Here is a 20,513-nt window from a genome sequence, read left to right as displayed (position 1 = left end):
ATTGCGCCATCGTAAGTTAAACTAAAGCCATTGCCCGCACTCCATTGCGGAAAATCGCCATACCTGGGCCTTCTTTATCGAGGCCACGGCGGCGCCATTGCGGATGATGTTGGGGCAAGAAGGCGCGGTCTGGGTGTGGCATCAAGCCAAACACATTGCCCGCAGGGTTGCAAATGCCCGCAATCCCATGCAATGCGCCATTGGGATTGGCTGGATATTCCATGGTTGGCTGGCCTGCTTGATCAAGGTATTGCACCACAATTTGGTTGTTGGCTTGGAGTTTTTCAAATGTAGCTTGATCGGTTAGGAAGCGGCCTTCGCCGTGGCCAACTGGCAAATCGAGCGTGCCACTCAGGCCTTGGGTAAAGATACACGGGCTGGCACTGTTGAGGCCGAGCTTGATCCAGCGACATTCATAATTGCCGCTAGCATTGTCGATCAAGGTTGCTTGACCAACGTTATCGCTTGGCAAGAGGCCAGTTTTGACCAACACCTGAAAGCCGTTGCAAATGCCCAGCACTGGCCGACCATCAGCCACAAAGCGGCTCAAATCCTCGCGCAAGCGATAGATCAAATCGACCGCCAGCATGCGCCCAGCGCCCAGATGATCGCCATAGGCAAAGCCGCCAGGAATCAGCAACATACCATAATCGGCTAATTGAACACTGCCCTCGGCCAAGCGATTAACGTGAACCCGCTCGGCTGTCGCTCCCGCTAATTCGAGGGCTTCGGCGGCCTCGGCATCGCAGTTAATCCCCGGTGCGCGCAGCACCAATACCTTTGTCATAATCAGAGTTCCTTATCGTGAAGGTCGATTATTCAAATGTTAATGCTCTAAGTGTAATGGTTCGTAGCATTAACAATACGCTTTCCATACCATCCAAGGGTTCGTTGTTCATCTATGGATTGCGCACCACCCTTCCGTCCCGCCTCAAGGCGGGAGACGCAGGGGGCTTTCATCCCCTCAAGGACAATCCGCGACCAAACCGCATGTGTTGATCAACCTGCGGATGCGTGGTGCGCAGTGAAAACCGATCGATAGAAGCGGCTGGGGTGCGGGAATGCCACGATTGATACCCTAATGAACCATTACATCTAATCTATGTTCTATGTTCTGCTAGCGTTCAATCACATGGTGTTGGCGTGAAGCATGGATGCCAGCGCTGGCCAAATGCACCACCCACAGCACCAAGCCTGCAATCACTACCAAGGCTGGCTTGGTAAAATTGCTGCTGCTGCCAATCAGCCGTGGTAGCCAAAATGGCGCGCCGAGCACGCCAAAGCAAACCAACGGCGAGAGCACTGTGGCTGCCAATAAGGTTGGCACGGCGATTTCGGCAGCATAATAGCGCGTGGCAACCATAGCATAGAACAACAATAATGAGCTTAGCCCAGCAAAAATCGCCATCAACAGATAGAAATTAATGCCCCATGCCCCGACACTTTGGCTATATCGCCACAAGCCAGTGCGTGCCGCCAAACCCTGCACGATGATGTGATAGAGCACCAGCGCAATATAGGCCACCAACCCTGTCAGATAATGGCGCGTCCACCACTGTTGCTGCTGGCCAAAATACATCAACAACACTGGCAATGCGCCAATCCAACTGGCGGCAAGCACACTATAAATTGGCACAGGATTGCCAAAAACGCTGAGTGCCGCCACCTCAGCAGGGTAAGTCAAACTATAGAAACGTTGTAAAATCGGCTCAGCTACAATGGTGCAATGGCCTGCAATCAACACCAGCAAATAGCGGTATGAGCGAAAGCGCAGCCACAATAACATCGCGACGGCATAACAAATGACCGTAATTCCAATGAAGATTGTTGCCATGCACCAAACCTCGCACTAATTTTTACGTTCGCTTGATGACCAATCGTACTCGTAAATTAAAATTTGGCCTTGTTTGACCGTCCAAAGCTGATCGCTCAGGCCATAATCGAGTTTGTAGGCATCTTGGGCAATTTGCATGGCAATTCGCTGCAAAATTTCGGGGTTGGCATCGCTAAAGCCAATCAAAAAATCGCGGTTGGGAATTCCTAGCACCAAATTACCAGGCAGCAAAGCGGCCCATTCGTTCAAAACATCGGTCAGTAAAATCCGCGAAGCATCGTAACCATCGCTGGTCGAATAGATAAACAGCATCTGATTGCCCTCGCCCACCACTTGAGCCATGCCAGGCTTGAGGGTTTTGGTTCGCAAGTTATCGACTGCTTTGGTGTAGATGGTGGTTTCGAGCACACCCCAGGTTTTGAGATGTTCTTCGTTGATGTAGGCCACACTCTCTGGCTCGTCGATCACATAGCAAATAATCAAATCGGCCAGAAACGGGCGATAGACCAGTTGGGGCAAATTGCGCTCGGCAACTTCTAGCAACATCGTGGCTGGCTTGATCATTGGGTAAATCCGATCTTCGAGTTCATCCCACAGTTCTTGGCCACGATCGGGCGCGAACGAACGCACCGCTGCTTCAAGCGATTGCAAAATTGATTCGAGTTGGGCTGGCGAGCGGCGATAGGCATTGTAAAAATGTTCTAGTTCTGAAACGACCGCCCGTCCATGCCAGCGAAAGCGAATTTCCATGCCTTCGCGGCTTAGTTCTTCGATGCCGCCAAGTTGCTCTAGGCGTTCCTCGACAACATCGCCAAATTCTTCTTGATCTAAAAGTGGCCGTTCTTCCATAGCCTTGTCCTTATTGTAGGTTAAAAGCCAAAGGCCTAACGCCCAAAACGCTAAGCCTTTGGATCATTACGCTTGCCATGCAGCCTTGAGTGCTGCCAAATCGCTGTCAATAATCGGCTGACCAGCCAAATCGTTGATGATCAAGCGTGGTTCAGCCAGCACTTGGCCGATTTTGGCATAGGCAATGCTGCCGAGTTGCGCTTCAAACGTGGCTGCTTGCTCGGGGGCAACTTCAACCAAGAAACGGGTCGCCGATTCGCTCCACAACAAGGCCTCAGCACTTAAGCCTGTTGATGTTGGCATGGCACTTAATTCTAAGTTCAAGCCAAACCCGCCAGCAAATGCCATTTCGGCAGCTGCAACCGCCAAACCGCCTTCGCTCAAATCGTGGCAGGCGCGCACGCTGTTGGCGCGAATTGCCGCATGCACAGCTTTATGCACGCTTGGGGCGGTGGCCAAATTGACTTTGGGCACAGCGCCATTATCAATCCCGCCAACCAAGCCACTGACCGCGCCGCCGCGTTCATCGTGGGTCAAGCCAACCACATAAATCGCATTGCCAGCGGCTTTGGCATCCATCGAGATTGTTTGCAACACATCGGGTACTAAGGCCATGGCCGAAATGAGCAAGGTTGGTGGAATCGCCACCCGCTTGCCTTCTGCATCGCGATATTCGTTGTTCAGCGAATCTTTGCCCGAAATGAAGGGCGTGCGATAAGCCAAGGCTGCATCGTGACAACCAGCAGAAGCGCGCACCAAGCCCGCCAAACGGTCAGGCAATTTAGGGTCGCCCCAGCAGAAGTTATCCAAAATCCAAGTTTGTTCTGGGTCGCCGCCAGCAGCTACGATGTTGCGCAAGGCTTCGTCAACCGCCGCCAAGGCCATCCAATAGGGATCGATTTTGCCATACAACGGATTCAGGCCACAGCCAAGCACCACGCCACGGCGTGAATCGACCAATGGTTGCAACACCCCAGCATCGCCTGGGCCATCTTCATCTACGCCAACCAAAGGCTTGAGCACCGTCGCTGCTTGCACTTCATGGTCGTAGGTACGCACAATGTTTTCGTTGCTGGCCACAATTGGCTGGCCCAAGGTTGCCTTGAGCAAGGCATTGTGATCGATAGTGGCTGGCGTTGCTGCTGGCGCTGCTGCTGGCTGCCAATCAGCATTCAGCTTAAACTGCACCCCACCGCTATGCAAGAACGCCATATCAAGCTCGACCACGGTTAATTGGTTGTGTTTAACGGTCAACACGCCATCGGCAGTAAAGTGGCCGATAACGGTGGCCTCAACATCTTCGCCACGGCAAAGATCAAGCAGGGTTTGGACATTCTGCGGCGGCACGGAGACGACCATGCGCTCTTGAGCCTCGGAGATCCAAATTTCCCAAGGTTGCAGGCCAGCATATTTAAGCGGCACATCGCGCAATTCAACAACTGCGCCCGTTTCTTCGCCCATTTCACCAACTGCCGAGGAAAGCCCGCCAGCGCCACAATCGGTAATTGCGCTGTACAAGCCCAAATCGCGGGCTTGCAACAACACATCGATTACGGTTTTTTCGGTGACGGGATCGCCAATTTGTACCGCAGCACCAACAGTTTCGGCAGTATCGTGGGTCAATTCCACCGACGAGAAGGTTGCGCCGTGAATGCCATCACGGCCTGTGCGTCCGCCGATTACGACAATTGCATCGCCAGGCTGAACGCCGCGTGGGTGGCTGCCACGGGGCGCAATGCCCAGCGTGCCACAGAAGACTAACGGGTTGGCGGTGTAGCCATGATCATACCAAACTGCCCCGTTGACATTGGGAATGCCAAGTTTGTTGCCATAATCGCGCACCCCAGCCACCACGCCTTCGCGAATCCGCCGTGGGTGCAGCACGCCTTGCGAAAGCTCGCTTTCTGGCAAGTCGGGGTAGCCAAAACAAAGCACATCGGTCACGGCGATAGGCTTAGCAGAAACCCCCAACACGTCGCGCACAACCCCACCAACCCCAGTATTTGCGCCGCCAAACGGCTCAAGCGCTGAAGGGTGATTGTGGGTTTCGACCTTGAAGGAAATTTCATAATTCTCGTCGAAGGCAACGATGCCTGCATTATCGACAAACGCCGAGAGCAAGGCCTCATTGCTGACTGCATCGGTGGCGCTGCGCAAATAATGGTTAAGCAGGCCATTGATCGTCGCGCCGTTGGTAGCGTTGAGTTCGGCCAAGGCTGGGTGTAAAGCTGGGTCAATCGCACCATCAGAGCCAGTTTGTTGATAGCTAATTGTGGCGCGGAAGGTTTTGTGGCGGCAATGCTCCGACCATGTTTGGGCTAGGGTTTCAAGCTCGCCATCAGTTGGGTCGCGGCCCAAATCTTCAAAATAATCGCGAACTGCCTGCATTTCGGCCAAACTCAAGGCCAAAATACCTTCACGGCTAATCCGTTCGAGTTCGCTATCGCTGACGCCACGCAAAGCCACGCGAGTGACCGTGGGCGTGTGTGGCGCAGGAAGTTGCAATAAGTGTTGATAAAACTGCAAGCGTTCAGCGCTACGAGCTTCAAGCGTTATATAAGCAGTTTCAATCAAATCATTTAAAAGATGTTCACCAGCGTATTGACGCAAAACAGCTTCGTCTTGGCCAGCGGACACATAGACGCGGCGCAGGGTTTTGGCCTGTTTCAAGCCAGTAATCCCAATATGGCGCGCGCCAACTAAAATCGTCTCAGCTTCGTTATCGGTCACGCCTGGACGAAAGGCAATCTCCACCAATGCTCCAGCGTTGGGCGCAGCAAGCTCAGCGTCGAGCGCTTGCCAAGTAGCAGTATGAGCAACGGGATCATGCAATAATTCGAGGGTCAGGCGTTGGACATCTTCTGAGGAAAGATCGCCAGCGAGAAGGTACAGCCGTTCGTGGTTGTCGGCCTCGCGTGGGCAAACAGTGACCAAATATGCGGACACAATTGACTCCTGTTCGAGTGAACTCGTAGGCTATCGCGATTCTACCCGTCTCACGGATGAATGTCAAAAAGGGTAGTCAGAACATAGAGCATAGAACAGAGAACATATAGATTATGGATGAGGGATCAGGCTATAGGCTGTGGGCTATAGGAACAATAATCTGAATATTCTGTGCAATCTGTGGCTCAAAAATCATGGCTTAGGTTTTAACGCAGCGGAGTAGAGCAAATATTGTCTCATTGGCACAAACACAGATAATCCAAAAAGTAAATATTTGGGGGTGCAGGGGGCTGAAAACCCCCTGCGTCTCCCGCCTTGAGGCGGGACGGAAGGGTGGTGAACATAATCATTTGTGGAATCTGTGCAATCTGTGGCTAAAAAATATAGCTTCGTGCGGTTCGTAGATCAAGCTTTTAACGCAGCGGCGCAGAAAAATTAGGGCTATAGGAAGCTATAGTCTATTGGCTATCGGAACAATAATCTGTGCTAATCTGTGGCTACAACAATCATCATTCGTGCAATTCGTGGCGAAAAAACTTAACTTCGCGATCTTCGCGTCCTTCGCGGTTTCCGTCCTTCGTGCGCTTCGTGGATCAATCTCCTCACCCCAACATCACCAGATACGTTCTATGGTAGTATTTAACCACTTTTTAATTCTCGCCAAGGAGCAAACGTATGCTTCGTTCGCGCATACTTGGATTATTGTTGGCCATCACGACCGCACTTTTTCTGTTGGTAGTCGGAGTTTTGTTTTTTGGAGGTTCGGTACGCCCCGCGGCTGCCCAAAGCAATGGCTTGCGAGTTGAAAAAACTTTGCTCAAATCGAGCAATGTGGTGATGGTTGGCGAAACCCTGACCTTTGCAATCACCATTACCAATAACTGGCATACTACTGTCATCACCTTGCCAGTCGTCGATACCTACGATCGCTCGGTTTTGGCCTATATCAACGCTACGCCAGCAGAAGATAGCCACAGCCCCAGCACTGGTGTGATCAATTGGGATAATATTTTGGCAACCACAGGGCCGCTGGCGCCAGGTGAGCAAGTAGTGATTTTGGTGCGCTTTACTGCTGAACACCCCTCGCCACGGGTGGTTAACCACGCTGCAACCCACGATGCCTACGATTCATTAGGCAATTTGGTGGGCGATGGCGAGGCCGAGCACGATAATGAAGCGGTTGGCGGCCAAACACCGCTCGAAAAAACCCTCGATGCAGGCGTGTTGCCGCAAGCTGGCCAACGCATCACCTTCACGATTCGCGTGCAAAATGCTGGCCTCGTTGATGTGGTGAGCTTGCCATTGGAAGATACGTTTGATCCAACTGCGCTGCAATTTATCGCCTCGGAGCCAATGCCCGATACGCTTGAGCCAGGCAAATTAACCTGGGCTAATCTGCTGACACCGCCGCGCCCAGTTCGCCTGCCACCCAACGAATTTATCTCAATCACGACAGTCTTTACTGCGCTGAAAGGCATTGAACAAACCACCAACAGCGCGCGGGTAGTTGGTGCTGGCGATAGCTTTGGCAACAATCTTGCGCCTGCTGCCGACGATGTGCCAATTCGAATTATTGCTGGGCCTGCTACCGCAACCCCAACCCGCACGCCGCGCCCGACCCCAGCAGCCACTGCAATTAATCAAGCAACTGCGACTAGCGTGGTAAGTGCTACCGAAGTGGTGATTACGACTCCCACGATTGTAATTAGCAGCACTGCTACGATTGAGGCGATTGCTACGCTTACCCCAGAACAAGGCAACGGCAGTACCGCCACGCCAACGGTTATTCCCGCAGTCTTGCCAGATACCAGCACTGGCCCAAATTCGCAAAACACGTGGTGGCTTGGTGCGGCGATTCTTGCTATACTGCTGCTCGGTATTGGCCTTACTCAACGCAGTCGTGGATAAATAAACTATGTTGCATATGCAAGGCATTCGTAAGCAATTTGAACAAACACTTGTCTTACGTGATGTTGAACTAACGCTCAATCGGGGTGAAATTCTAGCCTTGCTTGGCCCCAGCGGTTGTGGTAAATCAACCCTCTTACGGATTATTGCTGGCCTTGAATTTGCTGATCAAGGCCAGTTGTTGTTGCATGGCCAGCCACTCAACCCCATTCCAATCCATCGGCGCAATTTTGGCCTCATGTTTCAAGATTGGGCGCTCTTTCCACATCGCAATGTTGGCGAGAATATTGAATTTGGCTTGCGCATGGAAGGCATGGCCAAAGCCCAGCGTCAACAACGGGTAGCCGAAATGTTGGAACTAGTGGGCTTGGTGGGTTATCAACGGCGTTCAGTGTTGGAATTATCTGGTGGCGAACGCCAGCGTGTAGCCTTGGCCCGATCGTTAGCGCCCCGCCCACAATTATTGATGCTCGATGAACCATTGGGATCGTTGGATCGAACCTTGCGCGAACGCTTAACCGAGGAATTGCGCCAGATTATCAAGGCAGCAGAGGTTACGGCGATCTATGTGACTCATGATCAGAACGAGGCCTTTGTGGTTGCTGATCGCTTGGCAGTGATGAATGCAGGCCAGATTGTCCAACTTGCTACACCCCAAGCGATCTATCAGCAGCCCAAAACCGCCTTTGTTGCTCGTTTTCTGAGCCTAACCAATTTGTTGCCAATTGAGCAGCAAACCAGCCTCGGACCTGAATTGCAAGTGGTGGAAACCAACTTAGGCCCATTCCAAATTCAAAGCTCGCAAACCAATGCCGCTTATTTGTTGATTCGGCCTGAAGCAGCCCAAATCGCCACACCAGCAAGCGCAAGTGTTCAAGGCCAAGTTGTTGAGCGGAGTTTCCGTGGCAGTTATCAACGAATCGATTGGCGCTATCAGCATGGATTGCTCCAGCTTGATGTACCAAGCAGCTATCAATTGAGCCAAGGCCAAACTCTCGACCTAACATTTGATGCCCAGCAACTTAGTCTCGTGCAGAGCGACCACTAACGACGGTTGTTTTGGTTTGTTGCTGTGAGGAAAGCGTGCCAACCGCCGGAATCGGCGTGTCTTTATCGACTAATTGGCTTAATGTTGAACCACAGGCAACACACGTCCACAACAACATCTTCCGGCCACGACTATATTTTTCTGCGCCCCGTTGCTCACCTATGTAGCGACAGGGTGCGTTACAATGAGGACAGTGCACCCTGTGACCTCCTATTTTTAGTTGTTTGTACTGTGTCTCTTTAAATCCAATTGTGTGTATGGCTAGCTATAAAGCACAGACTATGCCATAATCGCGCCGCATGATATAGTTCGAGAGTCCCACCAAAATCGGCAGTATGGGGATATTAACATATTTTGGTGCCAATATGGGGGGATGAACAATGGTCTATCAGCATTGTACGCCAAAATTGGCGCAATGTTGCTGATCGCTGCAAGAACCGCTAGAATACAGGCATGAACCTAGTTTGGAGGCCATATGGCACTTCTCCCAGATTCAGCTGAGCAACCAACCCCAGCCGAAATCGCCCAGCGCTTGGCCGATGTTCCGTTATTTGAACAAATGCGCCCCGCTGATCTTGATTTTTTGGCTCATCACGCCCAGATTCAGCAATTCGACCCTGCGGTTGTGCTTTCGGCGCAACAAGCCAGCGAAAACGATCTGTATGTGGTGATTCGGGGCCATTTGGAAGTTTGGCTCGACCCAAAAACGATTGGGTCGGAAGGGCCAGAGCGCAAATTGGCAACCTTGTTTGCCGATGAAATTGCCGGCGAATTGGCGCTGGTCGATGGCGGGGTGCGTTCGGCCCGTCTCCAAGCAGGCGATGCAGGCGTGCGGGTGATTTGCATCTCACAGACTGAGATTCTGAATTATTGTGAGCACGATCCAATTTTTGGCTATCGTTTGATGCGCAATTTAGCTGCAATGCTGGCCTTACGCGCCCGCCTGACAACATTAAGTGTCCAAACAAGCCAACCATAGTTGAGGGGGATTGACGTATGCACCGTTGGCGGCTCGCCTTTGGGCTAGGCTTGATGATCATCTGTATCAGTGTGGCAAGTTGGCGCTGGCAACCAGTTGCCGCCCAAAATCCCGAAGATGATAATCCGCCTGCAGTTGAACAACCGCTCTGTTTTTCGACAACAGGCTTTTGTATCAATGGGGCATTTCGGCGCTATTGGGAGACCAACGGCGGTCTAAGTCAATTCGGCTATCCAATTACTGCTGAAATTCGCGAAACAACCAGTAATGGCATTTTTACAGCGCAATATTTTGAGCGTGCCCGCTTTGAATATCATCCTGAGCACTCGCGCCAATTTGAAGTCGAGCTTGGTCGCTTAGGCGCAGAGCTGTATCTTGTGCGCCACGAGCGCGAAACTGCACGGGCTGGTTGCCGCTATTTTGAGCGCACTGGCTTCAATGTGTGTGAGCCGTTTCGCACCAAATGGGAAACTGTTGGCACAACGCCAGGCGCAACCAGCCTCGAAATTTATGGCTTGCCAATTAGTCCGCTTTTGATTGGGCGCGATTCGGCGGGTAATCCTATTTCGTTTCAATGGTTTGAGCGCGGGCGCATGGAATTGCACCAAAGCAACTTGATTGTTTTGGGTTTGGTGGGGGTCGAATATCGCAATCGCGAGCAACAACCACGGCCAACCGCGACGCCAGTTGTGCCAATCCCACCGACGCCAGAGCCAATTCAACCAACCGCCATTCCAACAGCAGTCTTGCCAATACCTATCAATGTGCCATTCCCAGATCGGCCTTGTCATATCAATGTGCCAGCGCCTGTTGAAGGCATTCAAGCCTGGGCAACCTTGCCTGAAGTTAGCCCGCCAGAAGATGAAGTTGTTTGTGTGCGCCTGATTGTCAATGGCGAGGCTGCGCACCCAGCGTTTGTCAATATCTACCGCTATATTGGCAACGAACGGATTCCAGGCACTGGCCATACAACCGGGCTTGATGGCACTGCCAGTTTTGTGTTCCATGTGCGCGATCTGCCAATTGGCACGATTCCGGTTGAAGTTGTTGCGACGTTTGAAGGCCGCGAATATCGCACTTGGACAAGTTTTATTCATCGCTAGCATTATCACGATTGATCTCAGGAGCGGCGCTGGGGTGATCCTCAGCGTCGTTGCGATCGCGAAGAAGTATTAAATTATGGAAGCCAAAACTTTACCACCTCTCCAACTTGAAGCCCGCTACGATAGCCGTGTTTGGGGCGGCAATCGCTTGGCTCAATGGCTGAATTTGCCCGCTGCCCCAAGCCCACTCGGCGAAATTTGGTTGGTCTATGCAGAAAATCGCATCGCTGATGGCCCACTACAAGGCCAAACCTTGGCCGCTGTGGCCGAGCAATACGGCGCATTGTTGCTTGGTAGCGTCTCATTTGAGCGCTCAGGCAGCCAGTTTCCACTGCTAGCCAAATTTATCGATGCCGCCGATCATCTGTCGGTGCAAGTGCATCCCGACGATGAGTATGCCCATACGGTCGAGGCCGCGACTGGCTTCAACGGCAAAACCGAAGCCTGGTATTTGCTGCAAACCGAAGTCAACGCTCAGTTGATTCATGGCTTTAAGCGCGCAACCAGCCGCGAAGAATGCAACCAATTGATCGAAGCTGAGCGCTTGCCCGAACTGTTGCGCTCGGTGCCAGCCCACGCCGGAACCACGATTTTTGTGCCTGCTGGTACGATCCACGCAATTAATGCTGGCGTGATGCTGTTTGAAATTCAGCAAACCTCCGATCTGACCTATCGGATTTACGATTATGGCCGACCACGGGAAATGCACATCGAACGGGCGCTTGATGTGCTCGATTATCGCGCCGCTGAGCCTGCTGAAACCCCGCCAACCCAGCTTGATTCGCGCCGCACCCTGTTGGTTAAATGTCGCTACTTTGCCATGGAGCGTTGGCAATTGCATGGGCGGGCCGATTCGGCGACCCTGCCAACCAGCTTTGAAATTATCACCGTGATCGATGGCTCGGCCACCTTGCGCTCATTCCACGGGGTTTGGGAGCTAACGCTGGGCACAACCTTGGTTTTGCCAGCAAGCTTGGGCGCATACACCTACGAAGTTGCCAACTCAGTGACCTTGCTGCGCTGTTACGTACCTACTGAGGAACTCTGATGCGTGTTTTAATTACTGGCATTACTGGGCCAGTTGGTAGTTTTCTGGCAGATTATTTATTAACCTTGCCCGATCTTGAAATTCATGCGCTCAAGCGTTGGCGCTCTGATCCACGCCCGATTGAGCATTTGCAGGGCAACGTAACCTTGCACGAAGGTGATATTGAAGATAGTTTTTCGATGGCAACCCTGATCCGCCGCGTTCAGCCAGATCGGGTGTTTCACCTTGCGGCGCAAAGCTACCCCAGCGCCTCGTGGGATGCGCCAGTCACCACCTTGCGGGCCAACACCGAAGGCACGTTGAACATTTTAGAGGCCTTGCGCACCAACGCACCCCAAGCTCGTTTGCACATTGCCTGCACCAGCGCCCAATATGGCATCGTTAATCCTGCTGATGTGCCAATTAAAGAGAGCCACCCATTGCGCCCAGGCAGCCCGTATGGCGTGAGCAAAGCCGCCGCCGAAATGTTGGGCTTGCAATATCATCAATCGTATGGCTTGCATGTGATTGTCACCCGCTCATTCAATCACGTTGGGCCACGCCAAGGCGATCGCTGTTCGATTCAGACTTTTTGCCAGCAAATGGCGGCAATCGAAGCGGGCCAGAGCGAGCCAGTGATGCATGTTGGCAATTTGGAGCCGCAGCGCGATTTTAGCCATTTCAGCGATGTGGCGCGGGCCTTGTGGTTGCTGCTCGAAAAAGCCCCAGCTGGCGAGGTCTATAATCTTTGTTCTGGCGTGGCAACGCGGATTGGCGATATTGTTGAGTTGGTGCGGCGTTTTGGCCGCGTGCCAATCGAAGTCAGGCTCGATCCAAGCCGTTTGCGGCCTGTCGATGAGCCAATTTTGCAGGGCGATAATCGCAAGTTGCGCGATGCGACTGGCTGGGAGCCACACATTGGCATGGAGCAAATCGTCCAAGAAGTGCTCGATTTTTGGCGCGCTCGCTACGGGATTTTGTAGTGTAAGCTCCCCTCGCTCATGCTACGAGCGAGGGGAGTTTAATGCAGCTATTGGTTGATGCGGTGTTCTTCATCGCCAAAAACCACGCCCAACGAACGGGCGGTGCGCACCATTTGACCATCAACTGGCACTGGCTTAATTTTATTGGCACATTCCAGCAATGGCACGGTAATCAATTGATCGTTTTGGATTGCAACCAACTGCCCAAAGCGACCTTGCGAGATGGCCCAAACCGCGCCAACTCCATAGCGCGAGGCCAAAATGCGATCGATTGGGGTTGGCGATCCGCCACGTTGAATATGCCCCAACACCACTGCCCGCGTATCTTTGTCGGTTAATGTAGCTAATTGGTTAGCAACATAATAGCCAATCCCGCCAAGCAAGCCTTCACGTTGGTAAATCGCCTCGCCGCCGGTTGGCATTGCGCCTTCAGCCACAATAATGATGCTAAACGACGAGCCAACCGAATCCCGTTCGTTAATTTTGTGGGCCAAGGCGCGTAAATCAAACGGAATTTCAGGAATCAAAATTGCATCAACGCCGCCTGCCAAGCCAGCGTGCAAAGCGATCCAGCCTGCGTGGCGCCCCATCACTTCAAGCACCATCACGCGGTCGTGGCTCTCGGCGGTGGTGTGTAAACGATCTAAGGCATCGGTCGCAACTCCAATGGCGGTATCAAAGCCGAAGGTTTGGTCGGTGCCAACCAAATCGTTATCGATGGTTTTGGGCACACCAACCACAGGCAAGCCAAAATTACCCAAATCGTGGGCGATCGATTGACTGCCTTCGCCACCTAACACGACGACTGCATCGATGCCTTCGGCCTTGGCATTGGCCACAAACTCTTGATATGCTGCATCGTTGCGCTCCAACTCGCCTTGGGCATTTTTACGCCAGCCAAAATTGCCTTTGTTGGTGCTGCCCAAGATGGTACCGCCGCGCCCAAGCAGGCCACGCACTTCTTTCAACCCCAAAGGCCGCAGGCGCGGCTTGCCAACCAAACCCTCAAAGCCATCTTCAATGCCAACTACTTCCCAGCCATGTTCAATAACTGCCGATTTTACAAATGCTCGAATAACCCCGTTTAAGCCGGGGGCATCGCCACCACTGGTCAAAATTGCAACTTTGCGAATCGCCATGGCTCAACTCCTTAACTATCTATATCTACATTCAGATCAAACATGATTAATTATGGCTATCCTAGCACTATCAGGTTCGCTCTGGCAAGGAATATTCATACGACCCATGGTTATGGTTTAGTTACCGATTAAATCAATCTTGCGGCTGTCTGCATAAGCGTTTGGATGCGCTACTATGGTGATGTGCGTGTGGTGAGTAGCCTTACTAGAGCGGAACATTCAACTATGACATCCACGATTATCAATGTTGGCTACGATGAAACCAATTATTACCTGATTGGAGCGACTGACGGTTTTTTAATGCTCGATGTTGGTTGGCCTGGAACGTTGGCCAAATTACTTGCCCAACTCAAACGCCAAGCTATCGCATTAACGACAATTCGCTATTTACTGGTCACCCATTATCATCCTGATCACGCTGGCTTAGTGCAGGAACTCAAGGCCCACGGCGTGCAACTGGTGGTGATCGAACAGCAACGTGCGGCAATTCCGATTCTCAAAACCTATATCAAGCCGCAGTACCAGTACCAAGAAATTACCTTTGATCAAACGATCGTGCTGCGGGTTGAGGCGACCCGTCAATGGTTGGCCTCAATTGGCATCGCTGGCGAGATTATCCTCACGCCTGGCCATTCCGATGATAGCGTTAGCTTGATTTTGGATAATGGCATCGCTTTTATCGGCGATTTGCATCCGTATGCGAGCTATACGGAAGACCCAGCCTTGATTGAACAAAGCTGGCAGGAATTGCAAAAACGCGGCGTAACTTTGGTCTATCCCGGTCATGGTGGCTGTCGTCCGTTGTTTTAATCAGCAAATGCCCGAGCGCAAATAAGCCCGAGGGCCGAGTTAATCAGCTCATTCTTGGGTTAATCTAGATCCAACTATTTGAATGGAGGCAAGCAATGCCGTTTGGAATTCTCAATGTTGGCTACGATTCAACCAATTATTATCTGGTTGGCTCGACCTTTGGCTTTTTGCTGATTGACGCTGGTTGGCCTGGCACATGGGGCAAATTGCTGGCGGTGCTCAAACGCAATGATATTGATTTGGATCAAATTCATTCGATGTTGATCACCCACTATCATCCTGATCACGCGGGCTTGGTGCAAGAACTCAAGGCCAAAGGAATTGAGTTGATTGTTGTCGCAGAACAGCAACCAGCGATTCCCTTGCTCAAAAGCTTGATCAAGCCCGAATACAACTATCAGCCAATTACTCCCGATAACACCCGCGTAATTACCACCGCCCAAAGCCGCGAATGGTTGGCCTCGTTGGCGCTGGCTGGCGAGATTATCCACACACCTGGCCATTCTGCCGATAGCATTAGTTTGGTGCTTGATCAGGGCATTGCCTTCACTGGCGATTTGCAACCCTACGCCGCCGACGATGAAAGCCAAGCCTTGGTCGAACGTAGTTTTCAGGCCTTGCGCGAGCGTGGCGTTGAATGGATGTACCCAGGCCATGGCCCGATGCGCCCACTGATTTACGTCAGCCAACAGGTCAAACTTTGCCCCGACGACCCATCATAGCCCAATCTCCGTGAGATCGTAGCTGAAGAATAAGGCAATCTCACGCGGATCAAGTGTTGCAGGATCATACAATTGCATATCGATGCCACACCAACGGAATCCGACTGTTCGATAAAACTCAATTGCTGCTGGATTGGTCGTTTGAGTTTCGAGCCAGACACACCGAGCCGATAATTGCCGCGCTGCTTCAAGCGCTGCTGTGAGCAATTGTCGGCCTAAGCCTTGCCCGCGATAGCCCCGAGCAACATAACAATGCTCAAGCACCGCCCGCCGATTCCATTGCTGATATTCCAATGCCGCCAAACCCACCAGCTGGCCTTGATCCTCGGCCACCACTACCCAAGTGAGTTGTGCTAAACGCTCACAATCCGCGCTCAAAGCATAGTGTTTTTCAAATGGCTGGGCTATTTCGCCCAAAACCAATGCGATGCTTAATTCAGTTTGCTGCACTTGATAGATTGTCGTGGTGCTAAACCCTGTGTCGAGTGCGCAAATCGCTGCTTGATCGTGGGGCCAATTCAGTGGCCGCAAGCGTAATTCGGGCATAAAGCCTCCGATGCTGCGTATTTGACTGAAACTTGCTGGTACAATAGACACATCGATCTTAACTATTTATCAACGAGGCTTGCCTCATCGAGTTTATACAACACATGAAGTTTCATATCATTACTTTAGGTTGTCCGAAAAATACCGTCGATAGCGAAGGCATGCATGGCATTCTAACGCGCGAAGGCCACACCGCCGTTGATAGCAGCGCTGGTGCTGATGTGGTGATTGTCAATACCTGTTCGTTTATCAACGCCGCCCGCGAAGAAACCGTTGGCGTGTTGCAAGAGTTGGCCAACAACAAAGCGCCTGGCCAAAAATTAATTGCTGCTGGCTGTATGGCCGAAAGCCATGGCGATGTGCTGCGTTCGCGCGTGCCCATGCTCGATGCCACCCTCAGCACCAAAGAATGGATGCGGATTGGCTCGGTCGTTGCTGGTAGCACTGCACCAAGCAAAACCACTGGCTTTGGCATTCCCTTGCTGGGCGGCGCCCCAACTGCAATTCCCACAACTGGGCTGAATCTGAGCCTCACGCCTTCATCAACTGGCGATAGCCTTGGCGCGTATGGCGATTGGCGCACGACCGCGATCAAACGTAACAAACGTGGCCCCTCGGCCTATCTCAAAATTTCCGATGGCTGTAATTTGCGCTGTGCCTTCTGTACCATTCCTTCGTTCAAAGGCGATATGCGCTCGAAAGCAGTTGGCTCGATTTTAGGCGAAGCCCGCGAGTTGGTCGAGGCTGGAGTCCAAGAAATTATCTTGGTTGCTCAACACCTGACCGATTATGGCCGCGATTTGGGCATGAAACAAAATGGCCTTGGGGTTTTGCTCGAAGAATTGGCCAACGTTGTGCCCGCCGATCGCTGGATTCGGCTGATGTATGCCTATCCGCAATCGGTTACGCCTGACTTGGTTGAAACCATGGCGCGGCTGCCCCAATTATGCCACTACGTTGATATGCCGTTGCAGCACGCCCACCCAGATACCTTGCGCCGCATGCGCCGCCCACCTGATACCGACAAAACCAAGGCGATTGTGCATTCGTTGCGCCAAGCCATGCCCGATTTGTCGTTGCGCACCACGTTTATCGTGGGCTATCCAGGCGAAACCCGCGACGAATTCAAAGCCTTGATCGAATTCCTCGAAGAAATGCAATTCGATCGGGTTGGCATGTTCCGCTACTCGTTGGAGCCAGGCACGGTTGCAGGCGAATTGCCCGACCAAGTTGCCGAGCGGGTCAAAGAGCGGCGCTGGAACGAAGCCATGGCAGTGCAACAAGTGATCTCACGCGCACGCACGGCCCGTTTTGTTGGCCAAACTATGAAAGTGTTGGTCGAAGGCACTGGCACCGATGATGATGGACGGGAGATTGTGGTTGGGCGTTCGTATCGCGATGCGCCCGAAGTTGATGGCTTGGTGTTTGGCTACGGCGCTGCCGAAGTTGGCCAATTTGCTAATGTATCAATCAACAAGGCCACCGATTACGACCTGTGGGGCGAAATCGTCTAGTTTTAGCAGAACAATAAAAAGCCCCTCTCCCAAGGTGGGAGAGGGGTTGGGGTGAGGGGTTTTAGACCCGTGCATAGCGATTTTGAGCATCGCGGCTGAGTTGCTTGAGTTGGGTTGGGTCGTTGCGAGCCAAATAGTCAACTACATAGCTCAGGGTCATATCTGGATAATCATCAAGCAAGCCATCGAGCACTTGTTGCACAACCATTTGCACAAACTCATCTTGGCTCAATTCAGGGCTGTAAACGTAGGCCAAGCCATCGCGGGTGCGGTGCAAAATACCTTTTTCGGCCAAGCGGCTCATCGTGGTCATCACCGTGGTGTAGGCAATATCGCGGCGATGTTGCAACGAACGATGAATTTGCTTAACTGTGCCTTGAGTTTCTTTCCATAACAATTCCATAATTTCGGTTTCCAACGGGCCAAGCACCTTAACCAAGCCATCTTGGGTTGGGCTGAAACGAAAGCGCATTTTCAAACTCATCAGCAGGCTCCTTATTTTTTAGCGAGATGTGATGCAACTGGTTGTTCTTAGCTGCTTTGAGTGTACGCCCTTGCAAGAATTGGTGCTAGAGCTGAAGATTACAAAGACATTACGTAGTACGAGGTTACTATGAAACAAATTTCTGATGAATCGATTCGCCAAGCGATGCAGCAAGCCTTCCCCGCTGCCGATGCTCGGGTCAGCCTGTTTTATGAGATGCAGGAATATCATCTTGGCTGGCGCGATGCGCAGCTTGCGCCGACCCACGCCGATAGTGGCAAATTGCTGCGCCCACGCTTTTGTTTGCTGGCCTGTGCAGCAGTTGGTGGCAACCCAGAGCAAGCAGCGCCATTGGCCGCCGCGATTCAGCTGCTACACGATTTTTCGTTAATCCACGACGATATTGAGGATCACAGCCCAACCCGCCGTGGCCGCGAAACGGTTTGGAAATTGTGGGATGTGCCACAGGCGATTAACGTTGGCGATGGCATGTTTACCCTTGCTCAGCTTTCGCTCTTTCGCTTATCTGACGTTGGGGTCGAAGCCTCAGTTGTGGTTGAAATTGCGCGCCGCTTCAATCAAACGATCATTCGTTTGTGCGAAGGCCAATATCTCGATATGTCGTTTGAGCAGCGCCTCGATATTAGCGAAGCCGATTATTTGGCGATGATTAGCCGCAAAACTGCTGCATTAATTGCTGCTGCTGCTGGTTTGGGGGCAATTTTAGGCAATGCCAACCGCGAACAAGCTACGGCCTTGTATAATTGGGGCGAAGCACTTGGTTTGGCCTTCCAAATCGAAGACGATATGCTGGGCATTTGGGGCGCAGAAGCGGTTACTGGCAAGCCCGATGCTCACGATATTTGGGGCCGTAAAAAGAGCTTGCCGATTATCCATGCTTTGGCTCACGCCGATGCAGATGATGGCAAAACGCTGGCCGCAATCTACCAAAAAAGCGAGCTTGAAGCCAGCGATATTCCCACCGTGTTGGCGATTTTAGAGCGTACTGGCTCGCAAGGCTATACTGCTGGTGTGGCCAAGTTCTATCACGAGCAAGCCTTGGCAGCCTTGGCCGATTTACAAGGTGAGGCCGAGCCAATTGCCGAGTTGCATGGCTTGACCAAGCAATTATTGGGACGAGTGAAATAGTTGGGCGAACGGCAAGGCTGGTTTAGCCCAGCAATCTGCTAACCAAGGAGTAAGGGTTGGGCTATGGCCTTGCTGATAGCCACCGATGATTATGATGCGAATTTTGTTGCTTACCGCCGAATATCTGCCCCAACCTGGGGGCGTAGGCGATTACACTGCCAAATTGGCCGAAGCCTTGACTGCAATCGGCTGCCAAGTGTGCGTATTAACTGCTGGCGAAGGCCCAGAACAAACCGAACCTTGGCTGGTTTGGCGGCGGGTGCGCGGTTGGGGTCGTAAGCTCCATCAAGATGTGCGCAATGCAGCCAAGCAGTTCGAGGCTGATATTGTGCATATTCAATATCAGACTGGCGCCTATGCCATGAAACCAGCGGTTAATTTGCTGCCCGCGGCCCTCTCGCAGCCAACCGTGGTTACCTTGCACGATTTGCGTATGCCCTATTTGGCTCCCAAAGTTGCCCCATTGCGCCGCTACGTCACCCGCTTGTTGATTGAAAATGCCAATGCAGTGGTCGTTACCAATGCAGAGGATGAATCACGCCTCGCTGGCGATGCACCCAGCAGTAATCCCGATATTTATACCTTGACCCAGCCATTGGAGCCGCCTGCCCACTTGATTCCAATTGGTGCAAATATTGAAGTTGCGCCTTTGGCCGACCGCGAGCAGCTGCGCCAACAATTGGGAGCCACCGCCGAAACCGTGCTTTTAGGTTATTTTGGCTTGCTCAACAGCACCAAGGGCGTGCATACGATCGTTGAATCCTTGCAATATTTGCCAGCCACAACCCGCTTGGTCATTATCGGCGGTGGCACAGGCTCGTCCGAAGATGAAGCCTACGCCGAGCAATTACGCGCCACCATTAGCCGTCTCGAACTAGAGCAACGTATCCATTGGACGGGCTATTTGAGCGCGGGCGAGGTTTCGCGCACTTTGCAGGCCTTGGATTGCGCAGCATTGCCATTTAGCGATGGTGCATCGTATCGGCGCGGCAGTTTGTTGGCGATGTTGGCCCATGGTGTGCCGACAATTACCACGCCGCCGCATGTGCCGATCGATCCGTCGCTGCGCCACGAACGCGATGTGCTCTTGGTCGAGCCAGAGGATGCGATTAATCTGGCTTTGGCGGTTGAGCAACTTGCCGCCAACCCTGAATTGTGCCAACAGCTGAGCCAAGCAGGCAAACGGATCGCTAGCTCATTCCGCTGGGAAACGATTGCCCAATTGCATCAGACGCTCTATCAACAGTTGCTTGCGAATCAATCAATCAACCATGAGTAGGGTTCGGGGATCAGGGGCTAGGGGTTGGGAGGCAGGGGTTGGGGGTTGGGCTTGTAGGCTATTGGCGAGCTGAGATTTGGTGGAAAGGACGATTAACGCAGAGGAATCAGGGCTGGGGGTTATGGGCGTTAGATATAGAAGCATAATCAAATCAATCTGTGGCAATCTGTGGCGAAAAAACTTAATCTTGGCG

19 protein-coding genes are annotated in these 20,513 nt (G+C 52.3%); 11 read left to right on the top strand and 8 right to left on the bottom strand.

What is annotated here, in order from left to right; translation table 11 throughout:
• Positions 1-16 precede the first annotated feature (16 nt).
• The 4 genes from purQ to purL form a co-directional block, all read right to left on the bottom strand.
• On the bottom strand, positions 17-787 hold the full coding sequence (gene purQ, locus SE18_RS12675) for a phosphoribosylformylglycinamidine synthase I (protein WP_054534828.1): 771 nt from the start codon (positions 785-787) through the stop codon (positions 17-19).
• A 330-nt stretch (positions 788-1,117) separates the two neighbouring features.
• Positions 1,118-1,834 carry a hypothetical protein gene (locus tag SE18_RS12670; protein ID WP_054534827.1) on the bottom strand — a complete coding sequence of 239 codons (717 nt, stop codon included), beginning with the start codon at positions 1,832-1,834 and terminating at the stop codon, positions 1,118-1,120.
• Positions 1,835-1,849: 15 nt separating this feature from the next.
• Positions 1,850-2,683 carry a DUF1444 family protein gene (locus SE18_RS12665; protein ID WP_054534826.1) on the bottom strand — a complete coding sequence of 278 codons (834 nt, stop codon included), beginning with the start codon at positions 2,681-2,683 and terminating at the stop codon, positions 1,850-1,852.
• 66 nt (positions 2,684-2,749) lie between these two features.
• Entirely contained in the window at positions 2,750-5,629 is a 2,880-nt protein-coding gene (gene purL, locus SE18_RS12660; protein WP_152976640.1) for a phosphoribosylformylglycinamidine synthase subunit PurL, read from the bottom strand.
• Positions 5,630-6,304: 675 nt separating this feature from the next.
• On the opposite strand from purL, the gene SE18_RS12655 reads away from it, so the two are divergent.
• Both SE18_RS12655 and SE18_RS12650 read left to right on the top strand, forming a co-directional pair.
• The gene (locus SE18_RS12655; RefSeq protein WP_054534825.1) at positions 6,305-7,537 is read left to right on the top strand and encodes a DUF11 domain-containing protein; all 1,233 of its coding nucleotides are present in this window, start codon (positions 6,305-6,307) and stop codon (positions 7,535-7,537) included.
• A 7-nt stretch (positions 7,538-7,544) separates the two neighbouring features.
• Positions 7,545-8,585: an ABC transporter ATP-binding protein gene (locus SE18_RS12650; protein ID WP_054534824.1), complete on the top strand. Its 1,041-nt coding sequence runs from the start codon at positions 7,545-7,547 to the stop codon at positions 8,583-8,585.
• On the opposite strand, the gene SE18_RS27175 is transcribed toward SE18_RS12650, so the two are convergent.
• The gene (locus SE18_RS27175) at positions 8,560-8,784 is read right to left on the bottom strand and encodes a hypothetical protein (protein ID WP_124033429.1); all 225 of its coding nucleotides are present in this window, start codon (positions 8,782-8,784) and stop codon (positions 8,560-8,562) included. The two genes, SE18_RS12650 and SE18_RS27175, sit on opposite strands and share 26 nt — an antisense overlap.
• 276 nt (positions 8,785-9,060) lie before the next feature.
• Here SE18_RS27175 and SE18_RS12645 point away from each other — a divergent pair, with 276 nt between their 5' ends.
• From SE18_RS12645 to SE18_RS12630, 4 genes are all read left to right on the top strand, one after another.
• Positions 9,061-9,564 (top strand): cyclic nucleotide-binding domain-containing protein, encoded by a 504-nt coding sequence (locus SE18_RS12645; protein ID WP_054534823.1) that lies wholly within the window; start codon positions 9,061-9,063, stop codon positions 9,562-9,564.
• A gap of 17 nt (positions 9,565-9,581) precedes the next feature.
• Positions 9,582-10,667 (top strand): hypothetical protein, encoded by a 1,086-nt coding sequence (locus SE18_RS12640; RefSeq protein ID WP_054534822.1) that lies wholly within the window; start codon positions 9,582-9,584, stop codon positions 10,665-10,667.
• A gap of 76 nt (positions 10,668-10,743) precedes the next feature.
• Positions 10,744-11,715 carry a type I phosphomannose isomerase catalytic subunit gene (locus SE18_RS12635; protein ID WP_054534821.1) on the top strand — a complete coding sequence of 324 codons (972 nt, stop codon included), beginning with the start codon at positions 10,744-10,746 and terminating at the stop codon, positions 11,713-11,715.
• Complete coding sequence (locus SE18_RS12630) at positions 11,715-12,677, top strand: GDP-mannose 4,6-dehydratase (protein ID WP_054534820.1); 963 nt, start codon at positions 11,715-11,717, stop codon at positions 12,675-12,677. Before SE18_RS12635 ends, SE18_RS12630 begins: the two co-directional genes overlap by 1 nt.
• Before the next feature lie 47 nt (positions 12,678-12,724).
• On the opposite strand, the gene SE18_RS12625 is transcribed toward SE18_RS12630, so the two are convergent.
• Positions 12,725-13,816, bottom strand: coding sequence for a 6-phosphofructokinase (locus SE18_RS12625; protein WP_054534819.1), 1,092 nt, complete (start codon positions 13,814-13,816; stop codon positions 12,725-12,727).
• 225 nt (positions 13,817-14,041) lie between these two features.
• Here SE18_RS12625 and SE18_RS12620 point away from each other — a divergent pair, with 225 nt between their 5' ends.
• Positions 14,042-14,626, top strand: a complete 585-nt coding sequence (locus tag SE18_RS12620; protein ID WP_054534818.1) for an MBL fold metallo-hydrolase — start codon at positions 14,042-14,044, stop codon at positions 14,624-14,626.
• A gap of 95 nt (positions 14,627-14,721) precedes the next feature.
• Positions 14,722-15,348, top strand: a complete 627-nt coding sequence (locus SE18_RS12615; RefSeq protein WP_054534817.1) for an MBL fold metallo-hydrolase — start codon at positions 14,722-14,724, stop codon at positions 15,346-15,348.
• Here the strand turns inward: SE18_RS12615 and SE18_RS12610 are convergent.
• Positions 15,343-15,894: a GNAT family N-acetyltransferase gene (locus SE18_RS12610; RefSeq protein ID WP_054534816.1), complete on the bottom strand. Its 552-nt coding sequence runs from the start codon at positions 15,892-15,894 to the stop codon at positions 15,343-15,345. The genes SE18_RS12615 and SE18_RS12610 overlap by 6 nt on opposite strands.
• Before the next feature lie 104 nt (positions 15,895-15,998).
• Here SE18_RS12610 and rimO point away from each other — a divergent pair, with 104 nt between their 5' ends.
• Complete coding sequence (rimO, locus tag SE18_RS12605; protein WP_054534815.1) at positions 15,999-17,408, top strand: 30S ribosomal protein S12 methylthiotransferase RimO; 1,410 nt, start codon at positions 15,999-16,001, stop codon at positions 17,406-17,408.
• 61 nt (positions 17,409-17,469) lie between these two features.
• Here the strand turns inward: rimO and SE18_RS12600 are convergent, their stop codons facing one another.
• On the bottom strand, positions 17,470-17,892 hold the full coding sequence (locus SE18_RS12600) for a BlaI/MecI/CopY family transcriptional regulator (RefSeq protein WP_054534814.1): 423 nt from the start codon (positions 17,890-17,892) through the stop codon (positions 17,470-17,472).
• 129 nt (positions 17,893-18,021) lie between these two features.
• Between SE18_RS12600 and SE18_RS12595 the strand changes: the two genes are divergently transcribed.
• Both SE18_RS12595 and SE18_RS12590 read left to right on the top strand, forming a co-directional pair.
• Complete coding sequence (locus SE18_RS12595) at positions 18,022-19,041, top strand: polyprenyl synthetase family protein (protein ID WP_054534813.1); 1,020 nt, start codon at positions 18,022-18,024, stop codon at positions 19,039-19,041.
• A gap of 91 nt (positions 19,042-19,132) precedes the next feature.
• Positions 19,133-20,320 (top strand): glycosyltransferase family 4 protein, encoded by a 1,188-nt coding sequence (locus tag SE18_RS12590; RefSeq protein ID WP_160319506.1) that lies wholly within the window; start codon positions 19,133-19,135, stop codon positions 20,318-20,320.
• The last annotated feature ends 193 nt before the right edge of the window (positions 20,321-20,513 follow it).

Source organism: Herpetosiphon geysericola, assembly GCF_001306135.1.
In the GTDB taxonomy this organism is placed as follows: Bacteria; Chloroflexota; Chloroflexia; order Chloroflexales; family Herpetosiphonaceae; genus Herpetosiphon; species Herpetosiphon geysericola.
Note: the sequence above shows the minus strand (reverse complement) of the source record. Positions and strands in the feature narration are given on the sequence as shown.

What these genes read in the sequence shown, in the direction of transcription:
- SE18_RS12650 (WP_054534824.1), top strand. Translation starts at nt 7,545, where the DNA reads ATGTTGCATATGCAAGGCATTCGTAAGCAATTTGAACAAACACTTGTC.
- SE18_RS12655 (WP_054534825.1), top strand. Translation starts at nt 6,305, where the DNA reads ATGCTTCGTTCGCGCATACTTGGATTATTGTTGGCCATCACGACCGCA.
- SE18_RS12620 (WP_054534818.1), top strand. Translation starts at nt 14,042, where the DNA reads ATGACATCCACGATTATCAATGTTGGCTACGATGAAACCAATTATTAC.
- rimO (WP_054534815.1), top strand. Translation starts at nt 15,999, where the DNA reads ATGAAGTTTCATATCATTACTTTAGGTTGTCCGAAAAATACCGTCGAT.
- SE18_RS12645 (WP_054534823.1), top strand. Translation starts at nt 9,061, where the DNA reads ATGGCACTTCTCCCAGATTCAGCTGAGCAACCAACCCCAGCCGAAATC.
- SE18_RS12600 (WP_054534814.1), bottom strand. Translation starts at nt 17,892, where the DNA reads ATGAGTTTGAAAATGCGCTTTCGTTTCAGCCCAACCCAAGATGGCTTG.
- SE18_RS12635 (WP_054534821.1), top strand. Translation starts at nt 10,744, where the DNA reads ATGGAAGCCAAAACTTTACCACCTCTCCAACTTGAAGCCCGCTACGAT.
- SE18_RS12595 (WP_054534813.1), top strand. Translation starts at nt 18,022, where the DNA reads ATGAAACAAATTTCTGATGAATCGATTCGCCAAGCGATGCAGCAAGCC.
- purQ (WP_054534828.1), bottom strand. Translation starts at nt 787, where the DNA reads ATGACAAAGGTATTGGTGCTGCGCGCACCGGGGATTAACTGCGATGCC.
- SE18_RS12610 (WP_054534816.1), bottom strand. Translation starts at nt 15,894, where the DNA reads ATGCCCGAATTACGCTTGCGGCCACTGAATTGGCCCCACGATCAAGCA.
- SE18_RS12640 (WP_054534822.1), top strand. Translation starts at nt 9,582, where the DNA reads ATGCACCGTTGGCGGCTCGCCTTTGGGCTAGGCTTGATGATCATCTGT.
- SE18_RS12615 (WP_054534817.1), top strand. Translation starts at nt 14,722, where the DNA reads ATGCCGTTTGGAATTCTCAATGTTGGCTACGATTCAACCAATTATTAT.
- SE18_RS12625 (WP_054534819.1), bottom strand. Translation starts at nt 13,816, where the DNA reads ATGGCGATTCGCAAAGTTGCAATTTTGACCAGTGGTGGCGATGCCCCC.
- SE18_RS12590 (WP_160319506.1), top strand. Translation starts at nt 19,133, where the DNA reads ATGATGCGAATTTTGTTGCTTACCGCCGAATATCTGCCCCAACCTGGG.
- SE18_RS12630 (WP_054534820.1), top strand. Translation starts at nt 11,715, where the DNA reads ATGCGTGTTTTAATTACTGGCATTACTGGGCCAGTTGGTAGTTTTCTG.
- SE18_RS12670 (WP_054534827.1), bottom strand. Translation starts at nt 1,834, where the DNA reads ATGGCAACAATCTTCATTGGAATTACGGTCATTTGTTATGCCGTCGCG.
- SE18_RS12665 (WP_054534826.1), bottom strand. Translation starts at nt 2,683, where the DNA reads ATGGAAGAACGGCCACTTTTAGATCAAGAAGAATTTGGCGATGTTGTC.